The organism is Burkholderia sp. Bmkn7 (genome assembly GCF_041103175.1).
Lineage (GTDB): Bacteria > Pseudomonadota > Gammaproteobacteria > Burkholderiales > Burkholderiaceae > Burkholderia > Burkholderia cepacia.
Window position 1 is genome coordinate 3,601,638 of record NZ_JBGCUH010000003.1, and the last position, 16,134, is coordinate 3,617,771.

The following is a 16,134-nucleotide window of genomic DNA, read 5'->3' on the forward strand; positions in this document are numbered from 1 at the left end:
CGATGAATCCGGCAACCTCCTCCAGCGCGTTCTACGGGCCGTCGCGCATCCGCACCGTGCTGGTCGCGAACCGCGGCGAGATCGCGGTGCGCGTGATCCGTGCCGCGCGCGAGCTCGGCATGCGCGCGGTCGCCGTGGTCAGCGACGCGGACCGCGACAGCCTCGCCGCGCGCATGGCCGACGAAGCCGTCCACATCGGCTCGTCGCACGCGGCGAAGAGTTACCTGAATCCCGCCGCGATCCTCGACGCCGCGCGGCAGTGCGGCGCGGACGCGATCCATCCCGGCTACGGCTTCCTGTCCGAAAATGCCGCCTTTGCCGCGCAGGTCGAGGCGGCCGGCCTGATCTTCGTCGGCCCGGACTCGCAGGTGATCGCCACGATGGGCGACAAGGCCCGCGCACGCGAAACCGCGCGGCGCGCCAACGTGCCGACCGTGCCCGGCAGCGACGGCGTCGTGCAGTCGCTCGACGAGGCGCGGGACGTCGCCGCGCGCATCGGCTATCCGATCATGATCAAGGCGGCCGCCGGCGGCGGCGGGCGCGGCATCCGCGTCGCGCATGACGCCGCGCAGCTCGACGCCGAGCTGCCGCTCGCGCAGCGCGAGGCGCAGGCGGCGTTCGGCGACGGCGGCGTGTACCTCGAACGCTTCATCGCGCGGGCGCGCCACATCGAGGTGCAGGTACTCGGCGACGGCCGTCGCGTCGTCCACCTGTTCGAGCGCGAATGCTCGCTGCAGCGGCGCCGCCAGAAAATCCTCGAGGAAGCGCCGTCGCCTTCGCTCACGCCCGCGCAGCGCGACGCGCTGTGCGCGTCGGCCACGCGGCTCGCGCAGGCGGTCGGCTATCGCAGCGCGGGCACGCTCGAATACCTGTTCGACGACGCGCGCGGCGAGTTCTACTTCATCGAGATGAACACGCGCATCCAGGTCGAGCATCCGGTGACCGAGGCGATCACCGGCATCGATCTCGTGCGCGAGACGCTGCGCATCGCCGACGGCGAGCCGCTGCGCTTCGCGCAGCCGGACATCGCGATGCGCGGCGCGGCGCTCGAATGCCGGATCAACGCGGAAGATCCATTGCAGGACTTCCGCCCGAACCCCGGCCGGATCGACGCACTGGTGTGGCCGACCGGCCCCGGCGTGCGCGTCGATTCGCTGCTCTATCCGGGCTACGTCGTGCCGCCGTTCTACGATTCGCTGCTCGCGAAGCTGATCGTGCACGACGAAAGCCGCGCGGCCGCGCTGCAGCGCCTGGCCCGCGCGCTGGGCGAGCTGCACGTCGGCGGGCTGAAGACGACCGCGCCGCTGCACGTCGCGCTGCTCGCCGACGACGACGTGCGCGCCGGGCGCTATCACACGAATTTCCTCGAAGCGTGGGTGCCGCAATGGCGTGAGGCCGCAACAGCCGCCACGCAGCCACACGCAGCCGAACATGCGGACGCCGTGCGCGTCGGGGAGGCGATGTGACGACCCGTTATACCTTCGGCGGCGACGAATTCGTGTTCGTCGAAATCAGCGAATCGATGTCGCTCGACGCATTCTTCAAAGGCACGGCGATCACGCGCGAACTGCAGCGCCGCGCGGTGCCGGGCATCACCGAGATCTGTCCGGCGAATGCGTCCTACCAGGTACGCTACGACCCGGACGTGATCGAGCCCGATGCGCTCGTCGCGCTGTTGAAGACGATCGAGGCCGAAGTCGGCGACGCGCCACTGGAACTCGATACGCGCATCGTCGAGGTGCCGGTGCTGTACAACGATCCATGGACGCACGAGACGCTGATGCGGTTTCGCGAACGCCACCAGGACCCGTCGTCGACCGATCTCGAATACGCGGCGCGCATCAACGGCAAGCGCGACGTCGATGCCTTCATCGCCGCGCACTCGGGGTCGCCGTGGTTCGTGTCGATGGTCGGCTTCGTCGCGGGCCTGCCGTTCATGTACCAGATGGTCGAGCGCGAACGCCAGCTCGAAGTGCCGAAATACCTGCGGCCGCGCACCGACACGCCGAAGCTCACCGTGGGCCACGGCGGCTGTTTCGGCTGCATCTACTCGGTGCGCGGCGCGGGCGGCTACCAGATGTTCGGCGTGACGCCGGCGCCGATCTTCGACCCCGCTCAGCGGCTCGACTACCTGCGCGAGTTCATGGTGTTCTTCCGGCCCGGCGACATCGTGAAATTCCAGCCGATCGATCGCGCGACCTACGACGCCGCGGTGGCCGACGTCGAGGCCGGCACCTTTTCCCTGCGCGTGCGCCCGGTGCAATTCTCGCTCGACGCATTCCTGCGCGATCCCGATGCGTACAACCGCTCTCTCGTCGAGGTGCTGCATGCAAGCTGACGCGCACAACCTGATCGAGGTCGTGAAACCCGGCCTCGCGACGTCGGTCCAGGACATGGGCCGGCAAGGCTACTACCACGTCGGCATCCCGCCGTCGGGCTCGCTCGACCAGTACGCATCGCGCGCGGCGAATCTGCTGGTCGGCAATCCCGAAGAAGCCGCCGTACTCGAATGCACGCTGCTCGGCCCCGAGCTGCTGTTCCATACGGATGCGCTGATCGCCGTCACCGGCGCCGAGATGACGCCGAAGATCGACGGCATCGGCCAGCGCTGCAACGTCGCGCTGCGGATCGGCGCAGGCAGCGTGCTGTCGTTCAATTACGTGAAGGCGGGCGCTCGCGCGTATCTCGCCGTCGCGGGCGGCATCGACGTGCCGGTCGTGCTCGGCAGCCGCTCGACCTACGCGCTCGGCGCGATCGGCGGCCACGCGGGCCGGCGCCTGCAGAAAGGCGACCGGTTGCCGCTCGGCGCCCCCGTCGGCACACCCCGCGAAGGGCGCGAGCTGCCGGCGGCCGTGAGCCGGCCGCTCGACAACCAGGTCGAGCTGCGCGTCCTGACGGGCCTGTACCACTACCGGCTCACCGACGATTCGGCGCGCACCTTCTTCGACGACGAATGGACGGTCGCGCCCGAAGCCGATCGCATCGGCTACCGCTACAAGAACGGCCGCGCGCTGCAGTTCCGGCCGCGCGAGCAGCCATTCGGCGCGGGCGCCGATCCGTCGAACATCGTCGACGCGTGCTACCCGATCGGCTCGATCCAGGTGCCGGCCGGGCTCGAGCCGATCATCCTGCACCGCGACGCGGTGTCGGGCGGCGGCTACGCGACGATCGGCACGGTCATCAGCGCCGACATGGACCTGATCGGCCAGATGCAGCCCAACCACCGCGCGCGGTTCGTGCGCGTGACGATGGCCGACGCGCTCGCCGCACGCCGCGAGTACCAGCGGCGCCTCGCGCTGCTGCGCGCCGTGCTGCGGGACTGAGCACCGGGCGCCCGGTTCGCGTGCCGGGCGCCGTTCGTCGCCGCCCCCTTTTCGCTGTCCGTCTTCCGCCCGCCCGGCCGAGCGCCGCGCGGCGGGGACGCCTGCGCGCTGTTCCTGCCGAACCGGTTGCCCGCCCGACGTCGGGGCAACCCTGCGGATCGCCTGTGCCGCGGCCGAGACGTCGTTCGCAACTTCTGCGCATCAAGGAGCACGATCATGGCCAACCTGGCTCAGGCCCGTACCGACGAGGATCTCGACCTGTCGACGCTCGCCGTCCCCGACCACGCGCGCATGCCGCCCTTCTCGCTGACGATGGCGTGGTGGGCCGTGTGCAGCGCGGTGTTCTACATCGTCGTGGGCGCCACGCTCGCGCTCACCTACGGCGCGCGCAACGCGCTGATCGGGATGGCGCTGTCGGTCGTGTCGTACGGCCTCGTCAACACGATCATCAGCCGCTATGCGATCCGCACGGGACTCTCGGTCGCGCTGTTCTCGCGCGTGCTGTTCGGCAGCGCCGGCGCGGCGCTCGCGACACTGATCTTCTTCGCGACCGCGATCTACTACGCGGTGTTCGAGGGCTCGGTGATCGCGGTTGCCGCGCACCACCAGTTTCCGGCACTCGACTACAAATGGGCCGCGCTGCTCGTCGTCTGCTACAGCGTGCCGCTCGTGTTCGGCAGCGTGCAGCACTGGCTCGACAAGTTCAACGGCGTGCTGCTGCCGTTCTACCTGCTCGGGCTCCTCGCGGCGGTCGGGCTCGCGACGGCCGAATACGGCTACAACGCGGCGTGGCTCGATTTCGGGCCGGCCGGCAACGCGCCGGCCGGCGGCTGGTGGCACTGCTTCGTCTACTACATGGGCGTGTGGGTGCTGATGATGTTCACGTTCGACTACGCGCGCTTCGGCCGCAAGGAAGACGCGGGTTATCACGGCCGCTTCAACTTCGGGATGCCGTTTTACCTCGTCACGTTTCTCGTCAACGGCGCGGCCGGCATCTATCTCGTCAGCACGATTCCGGGGCTCGGTACGCTCTCCGAAGTATCGGTCATGCTCGCGCTGCTGAAGCTGATGGGCGTGTGGGGATTGCTGTTCGTGTGGGTCACGCAATCCCGCATCAATACCGCGAACTACTACCTCGCGACCGTCAACATGCAGGCGTTCTTCCTGAAGGTGGCCGGCGTGCGTGCGCCGAAGTTCGTGTGGGCACTCGTGGTCGGTGCGGTCGTCTATGCGCTGATGATGGCGGACATCTTCTCGCGAATCCTGCAGGCGCTCGCGTACCAGGGCATCTTCGTCGTCGCGTGGGTCGGCGTCGCGCTCGCGCACATCCTGTCCGGCCGGTACGGGCAACTCGTCGGCGACGACGTCGAATGCCGCGACGCCCATGTGCCGACCTTCAACCCGGGCGGGCTGACCGCATGGTTCGCCGGCGCGTTCACGGGACTCGCGCTGAACCAGGCGACGGGGTTCGCCGCGTCGCTGTCGGCGCCCGCGACCTTCGTCGTGTCGTGGGTCGTCTATCGCGCGCTGCTGGGCACCGCGAAACGTACCTGGTTCGTGCGCAATACGTGACGGGGTACGCGTGCCGCCGCGTGCCGCGCGATCGTCTGCCGCGCGCTGGCGTGATTCGTCGCGCCGTGGCCGCCGCGGGCCACCGCGCGCGTCACACGTGCGACGCGGCTCCGTCGATGGTCGCGCGCACCTTCGCGACGAGCAGTTCGTCGACCGGTGCCAGCACCTCGCCGCGCGGCCGCACGCCCGAGCCGAAATGCACCGCGCGCACGCCGGTCGCGCGGACGAAATCGCCGACCGCATCGACCGTGAGCCCCGAGCCGGCCAGTACCGTGCAGGTCGAGCCTGCGGTCTGCCGCACCAGCCGCGTGATCGTCGCGACCGCGTCGAGCACCGACGGATGACCGCCCGACGTCAGCACCGACGTGACGGCCGGCACGCGCAGCAGCGCGTCGAACGCGGCGTTGAGATCGCGCGACACGTCGAACGCGCGGTGGAACGTCAGCGCGCGGCCGTCCGCCGCGGCCGCGATGCGGGTCAGCGCGCCCAGATCGACGTCGCCGCGCGCGTCGAGCGCGCCGAACACGACGCCGTTCGCACCGGCCGCGACGGCCGCGCGCACGTCGCGCTCGATCACGCGCAGGTCGTCGGCGTCGTAGACGAACGACCGGCTGTGCGGCCGCACGATCACGTTGACGGGAATCGGCACGGCGGCCACGACGGCTTCGATCAGGCCGACGCTCGGCGTCAGCCCGCCTTCGGTGATCGCGGTCACGAGTTCGAGGCGGTCGGCGCCCGCGCGGGCGGCGGCCTTCGCGTCGCCGACGGTCGTGGCGATCACTTCGAGGAGGATGGAAGAAGCGGCGTTTCGGCTCATGGGCGGCCCGCGAATCGTCAGGACAATTCGCGCATCCTAGCCGAGCCGCGCGACGGGCGCCAGCGTGACGGGCGCCCCGCCGTCAGCGGCGCCCGGTCAGTCCCGTCGTCAGTCCCGTCGCGAGTTCCGCCGTCAGCCGCGCCGCGCGAGCCACACGCCGACGAGCGCGGACAGGCCGGTCACCACGGCGCCGGGCGCGAACCGGAACATCCGCGCGTTCACGTCGACGCCCTGCTGCTGCATCACGTCGACGATCCCCGGCGCCAGCAGGAGCGTCACCCAGCCGATCATCCCGAACGCGGTGGTCGCGGACGCGACGAGCAGTGCGATGCCCGCGCCACGGGCGCGCGGCCGGAACGCGCCGGCGAACGCGCCCACGGCCAGGAACACGGCCGACAGCACGAACAACACGGCGACGAACACGAGCATCGCGCGCGTATGGCCGAGCTTCATGAACGCCATCATCTGCGCGGTGATCACGCACATGCCCGCGATCGCGAACAGCACGATCGCGAGCGCGTTGCGCACGACGCTCATGCGCTCGCCTGACGGAAATACGCGGTCGCGGGGCGCCGGAACAGCAGGTAGACGAACAGGGCGAACAGCAGGACGCCGGGGATCAGCACCGCGAACATCGACGCCGGCATGTTGACGAACGAGAACGCGAAACCGAACACGGCCGTCACGATGTAGGCCTTGCGCGACCATTCGCGGCCCTTGAGGATCGCGATGCCGATCACGACGTTCACGGCTTCGATGAGCACGCTGATGCCGAGCGTCGCCCAGACGGGCAGCAGGTAGTGCGACAGCAGCGCCTGGGTGGTCGGCATGCCGATCGTGAATGGCGTATAGATGCACGTGATCGCGTTGGTCACGATGATGATCCACGCGAGAATGGTCAGCGAAATCGGTCTTTTCATTGTGTTTTCCTTGTTATTCGCCGCCATGGTGGCCCCCGGGACGGCGCGCCCGCGGTCACGATGGCCGCGGTCGCGCCATTGTCGGGGAAGCGCGGGGCGAGCGCAACGGGCCGCCCGCGCCGGCCCGGGTCACCCTGCGCGCCGCCTGCGATACGCGCGTCGCTAGCCGGCGTCCGCTTCGTCGTCGATCCAGTCGATATCGCCGCACAGCACGCGCTGCGTATCGCCGACGCGCACGGCCACCGACAGCGTCACGCACGGCTGCGCCTCGTTGATCGACAGGTACGGCCGCGTGACCTGCACCCGCCCCGGCTCGGCGATCGCCGAGCGGAAATACGGCCGGCGCAGCCAGTTCGCGCCCTGTGCGTCCGCCAGCGGCGAAAAGCGTGCCTCGGCGAGCGCGCGGTCGGCGCGCAGCACGACGTTGCGGCCCGACTGGCGGCCGTGCGCGTCGAGCAGGAAGCAGCGCGCGGCCGCGTCGAGCGCGAGGAAGTTCCAGCACACCTCGTCGAGCGGCTCGCCGGCCGCGAGGCGCTCGGCCGCGCGTTCGAACGCGCGCAGGTACGGCGCGAGCCGCTGCGCATCGCGCCGCTCGCGCGCCTCGGTCTGCTGGCGGAAACGCTCGGTCAGCTCGCCGATGCAGCCCGTCGCGGCCGCGCTGTCGGGCAGCCCCGGCGCCGGCCGGCCGAAGTAGTAGCCCTGCACGAAATCGGCCTCGCACGACAGCGCGATCTGCGCCTCGTGCTCGGTCTCGATCCCCTCGACGAGCACCAGCTTGCCGGCCTCGTGCAGCAGCGTCACGAGCCCGTGCAGGATCGCGGTGAGCCCGGTGCGGTGCGCCGCGTGCGACAGCATGATCCGGTCGAGCTTCACGATGTCCGGGTTCAGTTGCCAGATCCGCTCGAGATTCGAGTGGCCCGCGCCGAAATCGTCGAGCGCGATCAGGAAACCGTGCGTGCGGAATTCGCGCACGGCCTCGGCCAGCCGCTCGACGTCCTCCGCGCGCTGTTCGAGCACTTCGAGCACGATGCGGCGCGGCGGCATGCCGAGCCGCTTCAGGTTCGCGAGCAGCGCGGCCGCCTGGAACGGGTCGGTGAGCACCCCGGGATGCACGTTGAGGAACAGCCACTCGCGCTCGGCGCCGAGCAGCGCGAAGTTCTCGAGATGCAGCGCCTGCGCGAGCCGGTCGAGCTGCAGCAGTTCGCCCTGGCGCGCGGCCTCGCCGAACACGTCGAGCGGCGACACCGCGCGGTCGAGCGCATCGTGCGCGCGCAGCAACGCCTCGTAGCCCACCGCACGCTGGTGCGACAGGCTGAAAATCGGCTGGAACACGGTCGTGAGCGTCAGGTCGCGGTGCTGCGTCGCCAGACGTTCGAGGCCGGAACTCACCTCCCGCTCGAACCGGTACGGCGACGCAGCGGCCGGACGCTCCTGTTGCACGATCGTCATGCCTTCCTCCTGGTAATGCCTTCGAACGCGGCGCCCGGCAAGGCGAACGGCGCGTGCAATGTCATGGTTGGACCCTCGGTTGCCCGGTCGACGCCGGACGGTTGACCAGCATCAAGCAAGCTCCGTGCAAGGCACGTAGAACCCATGTGCCGCGCGGGCTCACCGGGCCGCCGCACCACCGTGGCACACGCACGACGCACCAGTTTCGTGCGCACGCACCGGCCGCTCGAACGCACCCGTCACGCTGTCACGCTACACTCCGTACGATCGTTTCATTCCCCGTATTCGCCGTATCGATGGAAATCGTCTTCACCGTCCTGATCCTGCTGCTGACCGTCGCGCTGTCCGGCGCCGTCACGCGCATCCTGCCGTTCCAGCTGCCGTTGCCGCTGATGCAGATCGCCTTCGGCGCGATGCTCGCGTGGCCGAAGCTGAACCTGCACGTCACGTTCGATCCCGAAATCTTCATGCTGCTGTTCATTCCGCCGCTGCTGTTCGCGGACGGCTGGCGGATTCCGAAGCGCGAGCTGTACCTGCAGCGCCGCGCGATCCTGATGCTCGCATTCGGGCTCGTGTTCATGACGGTACTCGCAGTGGGCTATTTCGCGCACTGGCTGATACCCGAGTTGCCGCTGCCGATCGCGTTCGCGCTCGCGGCCGTGCTGTCGCCCACCGACGCGGTCGCGCTGTCGGGCATCGCAGGAAAGGGCCGGATTCCGCCGCAGCTGATGCACATCCTCGAAGGCGAGGCGCTGATGAACGACGCGTCGGGCCTCGTCGCGCTGAAATTCGCGATCGCGGCCGCGCTGACGGGCATGTTCTCGCTGCGCGACGCGTCGGTCACGTTCGTGATCGTCGCGGCCGGCGGCCTTGCGACGGGCGCGATCGTGTCGTGGGTGTTCAGCGCGCTGTCGACGCGCTTCCTGAACGCCGAGCAGGAAGGCGATCCGGCCCCCGGCATCGTGATGACGCTGCTCGTGCCGTTCGCGGCCTACCTGTTCGCCGAGCACCTCGAGCTGTCGGGCGTGCTGGCGGCCGTGTCGGCCGGGATGATGATGAATTACACGAGCTTCTCGCGCAAAAGCACCGTCGCATCGCGCGTGCGCGCCGAAAGCACGTGGGCGATGATCGAATTCGTGTTCAACGGCATGGTGTTCATCATGCTCGGGCTGCAGCTGCCGCACATCATCGGCCGCACGCTCGTCGACGCGCACCACACGAGCGACGCGCTCGTCGGCCGGATGATCTTCAACGTCTGCGCGATGATGCTCGCGCTGTATGCGATCCGCTTCCTGTGGGTCTGGCTGCTGCGCTGGTTCGCGAGCCGTCGCGCCGCGCGCCAGGGCCTCGCCGGCACGATGGCCGGCATCCGCACGATCGCGGTGATGACGGTCGGCGGCGTGCGCGGCGCGGTCACGCTCGCCGGCGTGCTGTCGATTCCGGTCGCGCTGTCCGACGGCGTGCCGCTGCCGGGCCGCGACACCGCGATCTTCGTCGCGTCGGCGGTGATCCTCGGCTCGCTCGTCGTCGCGGTGATCGGCCTGCCGCTGCTGCTGCGCGGCGTGCGTTCGTCGCGCAGCCCGCTCGGCGACGAGGAACGCGCCGCGCGCGCGGCCGCCGCGCAGGCCGCGATCCGCGCGATCGACTCGTCGCACGACGCGATCTCGGCCGATCTCGACGAATCGGGTGCCGCGCGCTGCGCGGATATCTCCGCACGCGTGATGGACCAGTACCGCCGCCGCCTCGCGACACTCGCCGAGGACGGCCCCACGCCGCGCGCCGAAGCGAAGCAGGCCGAAACGATGGAATTGCAGATGCGGATCGCGGCCGTGCGCGCGGAACGCACCGCGCTGTACCGGCTGCGCAGCGACAGCAAGATTTCCGACGAGACGCTGACGAAACTGCTGCGCGAGATCGACCTGTCGGAAACGGCGCTGTCGACGCGCAAGAAAGGCATTCTCTGACGGACGGCCGCCGCTGCCGGTGCGCAGCCGCCACTCATGAAAAAAACGGCGACGCACCCGCGTCGCCGTTTTCACATCCGCCGACATCCGCCCGCGTGCGCGTTACTTCGCGACCACGACCGGAATCCCCTTCAGCATGCCCGCGCCCTTCATCTCGTCGAGCGCGTGCTGCACGGCCGCGCTGGTCGCCGCTTCGATGCCGAGCTGCAGCGCGAGCTCGCGCTCCGCGCGCTTCACACCGGCCAGGTTGCGCACCTTCACGTGACCGAAGCCGCGCACGCGGGCATGCAGGTCGGCCAGTTGCGCGACCTGCGCCGCATTGCCGGCCGTCATCGCGGCGAGCGCCCGTGCGAGCGTCGTCTCGTAGTCGTCGGCAAGCGCGCGTTCCATCCTGCGCTCGACGGTGCGGCCGAACGGATCGAGCCACGTGCCGCGCAGGCTGCGCACGCGCGCCAGCACGCCGAACACCGGCCACATCCACTGGCCGAACACGCGCTTCTTCGGCACACTGCCGTCGCTGCCGGCCTTCGCGACCGTCGGCGGCGCGAGGTTGAACTTCACGCGATAGGCCTGCCCCGGCACGCCTTCGAACTGCGCTTCGAGCGCCGTGCGGAACGCGTCGTCCGTGTACAGCCGCGCGACCTCGTATTCGTCCTTCACCGCGAGCAGCCGGTAGAACGTCGTCGCGACCGCGCGCGTGAGTGAATCGTCGCCCTTCGCACGCGCCGCGCTCACGAGCGCACGGTAGCGCTCGACATAACGGGCGCCGCCGTATGCGTCGAGACGCGCTTCGCGATCGGCGATCAGCTCGGCGAGCGTTTCCGGCGAGGCATGCGCGGCCACCGTGTGGCGCGCGTTCCACAACGCATCGAGGCCCGCCGCGTCGCCGGCCGCCATCCGGCCGATCGAGAACGCGAGCTTGTTCATCGGCACCGCGACGTTGTTCAGCTCGATCGCGCGCATCATCGCCGCGAGCGACACCGGCACGAGGCCGAGCTGCCATGCATAACCGAGCATCAGGATGTTCGCGCCGATCGAGTCGCCGAGGAACTTCGCGGCGAGCGCCTGCGCGTCGCAGCTCGACAGGTAGCCGTCGCCGGCCGCGTGACGCATCTTCTCGAGCAGCGCGTCCGCATGCAGGTTCGCGTCGGGGTTCTGCACGAACGACGCATTCGGGATCCGGTGCGTGTTGACGACGATCCGCGAACGTTCGTGACGCACCGTCTGCAACGCCTCGGCGCTCGCGCCGACGACCATGTCGCACGCGAGCAGCACGTCGGCCTGCTGCGTGTCGATGCGCACCTGGTTCAGCCACCGGTCGTTCGACGCGATCCGCACGAACGACAGCACCGAGCCGCCCTTCTGCGCGAAGCCCATGAAGTCGAGCACCGACGCGCTCTTGCCTTCGAGGTGCGCGGCCATGCTGATCAGCGCGCCGACCGTCACGACACCCGTGCCGCCCACGCCCGTCACGAGCATGTCGAACGGCGCCGCGTCGAGATGCGTCGCGGGCACCGGCAGCGCATCGACGCGCGCGGCGAGCGCGGCTTCGTCGAATGCGGCACCGGCGGCCTTCTTCAGCGCCGCGCCTTCGACCGTCACGAAGCTCGGGCAGAAGCCGTTCACGCACGAATAGTCCTTGTTGCACGACGACTGGTCGATGCGGCGCTTGCGGCCGAGCGGCGTCTCGAGCGGCTCGACCGACAGGCAGTTCGACTGCACGCCGCAGTCGCCGCAGCCTTCGCACACCGCGTCGTTGATGAACAGGCGCTTGTCCGGGTCGGGGAATTCGCCCTTCTTGCGGCGGCGGCGCTTCTCGGCCGCGCAGGTCTGGTCGTAGATCAGCACGGTGACGCCCGGCGTCTCGCGCAGCTCGCGCTGCACCGTGTCGAGTTCGCTGCGGTGATGGAACGTCGTGCCTTTCGGGAACAGCCCGTGGTGACCGTCGTACTTCTCCGGTTCGTCGGACACGACGACGAAGCGCGACACGCCTTCCGCCTCGACCTGCCGCGCGATCTGCGGCACCGAGATGCTGCCGTCGACCGGCTGGCCGCCCGTCATCGCGACCGCGTCGTTGTAGAGGATCTTGTACGTGATGTTCGCCTTCGCGGCCACGGCCTGGCGGATCGCGAGGATGCCCGAATGGAAGTAGGTGCCGTCGCCGAGGTTCTGGAACACGTGCTTCGTGTTGGTGAACATCGCGTGCGCGGCCCAGTCGACGCCCTCGCCGCCCATCTGGATCAGCCCCGTCGTGTCGCGCTCCATCCACGACGCCATGAAGTGGCAGCCGATGCCGGCCTGTGCGATCGAGCCTTCCGGCACCTTCGTCGACGTGTTGTGCGGGCAGCCCGAGCAGAAGTACGGCGTGCGCTTCACCGCGTCGGCTTCGTTCGACAGGATCTGCGGCGCGACGAGATCGACGACGCGCTCGCGGCGGTCGAGCGCCGGCTTGTGGCGCGCGAGCCATTCGGCGAACACGGGCAGGATGCGCGACGGGCGCAGCTCGCCGAGCTCGGACAGCAGGCAGGCGCCTTCGGCATCGTGCTTGCCGAGCACGCGCGGGCGCGCGCCCTCGGTGCGGTTGTACAGATAGTCCTTGATCTGCTGCTCGATGACCGGGCCCTTCTCCTCGATCACGAGCACTTCGGCGAGCCCGTCGACGAAGGTCTCGATGCGCGTCATCTCGAGCGGATACGACAGGCCGACCTTGTAGATCCGCACGCCGGCCGCGTCGAGGTCGGCCACCGTCAGGTCGAGGCGGCGCAGTGCTTCCATCAGGTCGAGGTGCGCCTTGCCGCACGTGACGATGCCGACGTTCGCCTGCGCGCTCGGCGCGATCCACTTGTCGATGCTGTGGGTGCGCGCGAAATGGCGCACCGCGTCGAGCTTCGCGGCGAGGCGCGCTTCGATCGTCAGGCTCGGCAGGTCCGGCCAGCGATTGTGCAGGCCGCCCGCCGGCGGCGTGAAGCCTTCGGGCGCCGGCCAGTGCGTCTGCAGCGCGTCGAGGTCGACGGTCGAGCCGGACTCGACCGTTTCGGAGATCGCCTTGAAACCGACCCACGCGCCCGAGTAGCGCGACAGCGCCCAGCCGTACAGGCCGAATTCGAGCATGTCGGCGATGTTCGCCGGGTTCACGACCGGCATGTGCCACGCGATCATCGCGAAGTCGCTCTGGTGCGGCATCGACGACGACACGCAGCCGTGGTCGTCGCCCGCGACGACCAGCACGCCGCCATGCGGCGACGAGCCGTACGCGTTGCCGTGCTTCAGCGCGTCGCCCGCGCGATCGACGCCCGGGCCCTTGCCGTACCACATCGCATACACGCCCTCGACCGTGCGCTCGGGATCGGCCTCGACGCGCTGCGTGCCGAGCACGGCCGTGCCGCCGAGTTCCTCGTTGATCGCGGGCAGGAAGCGCACGCCGCTCGCGTCGAGCAGTTTCTTCGCCTTCCACAGCTGCTGGTCGACCATGCCGAGCGGCGAACCGCGATAGCCGCTGACGAAGCCGGCCGTGTTGAGCCCCTGTTCGGCGTCGACGGTGCGCTGCATCAGCAGCAGGCGAACCAGCGCCTGCGTGCCGGTCAGGAAGATCCGGCCGCGCGTCGCGGTCAGGTTGTCGGTCAGGCGGTAGTCGGACAGGGCGGGCGTGCCATCGACGGGCAAGCGGGCGGTCATGGGGGAAGTCTCCTGATTGTGCTGTTCTGGGCTGCGCGGCAGGCGCCGGACGACGCGTGGGGGACGGCAGCGAATGGCTCTATTTTTTCGCGCGCAGCCGAGAATGTTTTTTCTCATCTTGCTCGGACGGGGCTGTAGCGAGAAAAACTGCGCAGGTTTTTGACCGAATTTGAGATAGTTCTCGCGCGCGGCGGCCGGGCGGGATGGGCGACGTGTCGGGGCAGACGGGCTGTTTGCCGGGAACGCGCGGGGTTGCCGGCCGATAGTTCAGGTATGCGGTGGCTGCCGCTCGAGCCCCGTGTGACAAGGGTTTCGGCGGGTGGAGGCGGTCACGCTCACCGTTGAAATGCACAGCATTCCGATTGGGCGGCGGCGCGGGATGTCCACAATCCCGCTCTCGTGCTCACCATTCGATTGCACAGGGTTTCGAGTGGCGCAGGGGCCGGGATATCCACACCGTCATCGGCATGCGGCACGCTCGAGTGCCGGCGCTCACCGTTGAAATTCACAGCGCGGCGAGTGGGTTTCGGCGATGGATATCCACACTGGAAATGGCGCATGGCGTCGATCCGGCGTTCACCCTCACCGATCGAATACACAGGGGCGCGACTGGGTTTGTCGGCCGGTATCTCGCCCGGACAGGCCGGCTGGAACCCGCATGCTGCACAATCGCTGGCTCGCGCTCACCTTTGCAATACACAGGGCTTCGAGTGGCTGCCATGGCGGTTATCCACGTCCGATCCGGCAGAACCGCCCAGCCACACGGGCACCCTCACCGTTGAAAACCACAGCGCTTCGAGTGATCCGGTGCGCGGGATATCCACATGGGCGAGAATCCGCCGAGCGGCTGCGGATGCGCGCCCAGGAAGACGCTGCGGGCCGGCATTCCATGCCGGAAGGGGCTCATCGGCCGGTCGAGCGCTGATGCTCACCGTGGAAATGCACAGTGCCGCGAGTCGTTTCGGCTGCCGGATATCCACACGGTAGCCCCAGTTGTCTTCACCCTCACGCTCGCGTGCGAACCGGACATGCACGACGCTTCAGGTGGTGTTGGCTTGGGCTTGGGCTTGGGCTTGGGCTTGGGCTTGGGCTTGGGCTTGGGCTTGGGCTTGGGCTTGGGCTTGGGCTTGGGCTTGGGCTTGGGCTTGGGCTTGGGCTTGGGCGGCCAAATGATCGCATTCTGGCGCACTGACCACTCATCGCGTATTGATGCGCACCTTTGCATCGCCGGGCACGTCGAGTCGCTCGCGAACGCGGCGATGCGCGGCAAAATCGGCGCATTGCAGACCACTCCACCGCGCTCACCGTTAGAATGCACGGCCCTTCGGGTGGCTGCCGATGGCGGGATATCCACGTCGCGGCGCGTCCGCGGTTCGGCCACGATGCGCGCGTTCGGCTAGAATGCGCGGCGCGCCGAACCTCGACAAAAGTCAGGAAACCCCGCCGGGAAAGGCGCGCAGCGGGATCGGGCGTCGCCCCTCACCGTCGAATTCCACAGCATTTCGCGTCGTTCCGTGGGCGAGTTGTCCACAACCCGCTTCATGCCCTTCGCATCATCGGGTGCCCTCACCTGTGAAATGCACAGGGCGCCGAGTCGTTTCGACGCAAGGATATCCACATCCGATCGCACTGCGCGACCTTCGTCGAAACATCGGCAGGCGCGGCCCGAGCCTCCACCGGCGACTATCGGGCAGACACCGGAAAGCCCCGTCCGGGCGGCCGCGACGGCATCCTCACCATTCAAATGCACAGCGTTTCGAGTCGCCTCGGGGGTTGGTTATCCACATCCGTCCGGCCAGGCTGCTTCGAACGGGCGCGCGCCCTCGTGCCGCGTCATTCGGCAATCGACCGGATGACCGCTGCCGGATTACCGCCAACCAGCACATTCGGCGCAACATCCCGCGTGACGACGGCCCCGGCCGCGACCACCGAGTTCTCGCCCACCGTCACACCGCCGACGATCGTCGCGCCGGCGCCGATCCATACGTTGCGTTCGATCACGATCGGCTTCGCGACGACGAAATCGCGCCGCCGTGAAGGTTCGACGGGATGGCCCGACGTGATGAGACTGACGTTCGGCCCGATCATCACGTCGTCGCCGATCGCGAGCCCGCCGAGATCGTAGAACGTGCAGTTCTGGTTGACGAACACGTTGCGACCGAGCTTCATGCCCGTGCCGCCCGTCGCATGGAACGGCGGGATCAGCACGAAGCCGTCATCCACCGGCGTGCCGATCAGTTCACCGAATAATGCGCGGACTTCGGCGGCATCGTCGAATGTCAGGCGGTTGATCCGCGCGGTGATCGCCATCGTGCGTTTGACCTCGGCCACCATGGCCGCCGATTCCGGTGTTCTGCGTGGAATGATCGTGGTGCGATCGTCGTTTGCCATGCGTGACTTGTCTCCCGTGATTT

The 16,134-nt window shown here is 68.8% G+C and carries 11 protein-coding genes; 5 read left to right on the plus strand and 6 right to left on the minus strand.

From position 1 onward, the window contains the following. Positions 1-2: 2 nt before the first annotated feature. The 4 genes from AB3K92_RS38370 (at position 3) to AB3K92_RS38385 (ending at position 4,895) form a co-directional block, all read left to right on the plus strand. Positions 3-1,466 carry an acetyl-CoA carboxylase biotin carboxylase subunit gene (locus AB3K92_RS38370; protein WP_369466835.1) on the plus strand — a complete coding sequence of 488 codons (1,464 nt, stop codon included), beginning with the start codon at positions 3-5 and terminating at the stop codon, positions 1,464-1,466. Then, complete coding sequence (locus tag AB3K92_RS38375; RefSeq protein WP_048026254.1) at positions 1,463-2,338, plus strand: allophanate hydrolase subunit 1; 876 nt, start codon at positions 1,463-1,465, stop codon at positions 2,336-2,338. Before AB3K92_RS38370 ends, AB3K92_RS38375 begins: the two co-directional genes overlap by 4 nt. Beyond that, complete coding sequence (locus AB3K92_RS38380; protein ID WP_021157413.1) at positions 2,328-3,323, plus strand: biotin-dependent carboxyltransferase family protein; 996 nt, start codon at positions 2,328-2,330, stop codon at positions 3,321-3,323. Before AB3K92_RS38375 ends, AB3K92_RS38380 begins: the two co-directional genes overlap by 11 nt. 216 nt (positions 3,324-3,539) lie before the next feature. Beyond that, positions 3,540-4,895 (plus strand): cytosine permease, encoded by a 1,356-nt coding sequence (locus tag AB3K92_RS38385; RefSeq protein WP_369466836.1) that lies wholly within the window; start codon positions 3,540-3,542, stop codon positions 4,893-4,895. Between the two features lie 91 nt (positions 4,896-4,986). On the opposite strand, the gene AB3K92_RS38390 is transcribed toward AB3K92_RS38385, so the two are convergent. The 4 genes from AB3K92_RS38390 to AB3K92_RS38405 form a co-directional block, all read right to left on the minus strand. After that, positions 4,987-5,712: a copper homeostasis protein CutC gene (locus AB3K92_RS38390; RefSeq protein ID WP_369466837.1), complete on the minus strand. Its 726-nt coding sequence runs from the start codon at positions 5,710-5,712 to the stop codon at positions 4,987-4,989. Between the two features lie 132 nt (positions 5,713-5,844). After that, a complete protein-coding gene (locus tag AB3K92_RS38395; protein WP_059695293.1) occupies positions 5,845-6,249 on the minus strand; it encodes a hypothetical protein in 405 nt (134 codons plus the stop codon). Further along, positions 6,246-6,632 (minus strand): hypothetical protein, encoded by a 387-nt coding sequence (locus AB3K92_RS38400; RefSeq protein ID WP_042973415.1) that lies wholly within the window; start codon positions 6,630-6,632, stop codon positions 6,246-6,248. The genes AB3K92_RS38395 and AB3K92_RS38400 overlap by 4 nt, the downstream gene beginning before the upstream one ends. Before the next feature lie 162 nt (positions 6,633-6,794). Then, positions 6,795-8,081: an EAL domain-containing protein gene (locus AB3K92_RS38405; protein WP_042973380.1), complete on the minus strand. Its 1,287-nt coding sequence runs from the start codon at positions 8,079-8,081 to the stop codon at positions 6,795-6,797. 296 nt (positions 8,082-8,377) lie between these two features. Here AB3K92_RS38405 and AB3K92_RS38410 point away from each other — a divergent pair, with 296 nt between their 5' ends. Next, positions 8,378-10,045 (plus strand): Na+/H+ antiporter, encoded by a 1,668-nt coding sequence (locus AB3K92_RS38410; RefSeq protein WP_021157418.1) that lies wholly within the window; start codon positions 8,378-8,380, stop codon positions 10,043-10,045. A gap of 102 nt (positions 10,046-10,147) precedes the next feature. Here AB3K92_RS38410 and AB3K92_RS38415 read toward each other — a convergent pair whose 3' ends face one another. Continuing rightward, positions 10,148-13,720: an indolepyruvate ferredoxin oxidoreductase family protein gene (locus AB3K92_RS38415; RefSeq protein ID WP_369466839.1), complete on the minus strand. Its 3,573-nt coding sequence runs from the start codon at positions 13,718-13,720 to the stop codon at positions 10,148-10,150. A 1,833-nt stretch (positions 13,721-15,553) separates the two neighbouring features. Continuing rightward, positions 15,554-16,111 carry a sugar O-acetyltransferase gene (locus AB3K92_RS38420; protein ID WP_369466840.1) on the minus strand — a complete coding sequence of 186 codons (558 nt, stop codon included), beginning with the start codon at positions 16,109-16,111 and terminating at the stop codon, positions 15,554-15,556. Positions 16,112-16,134 lie beyond the last annotated feature (23 nt).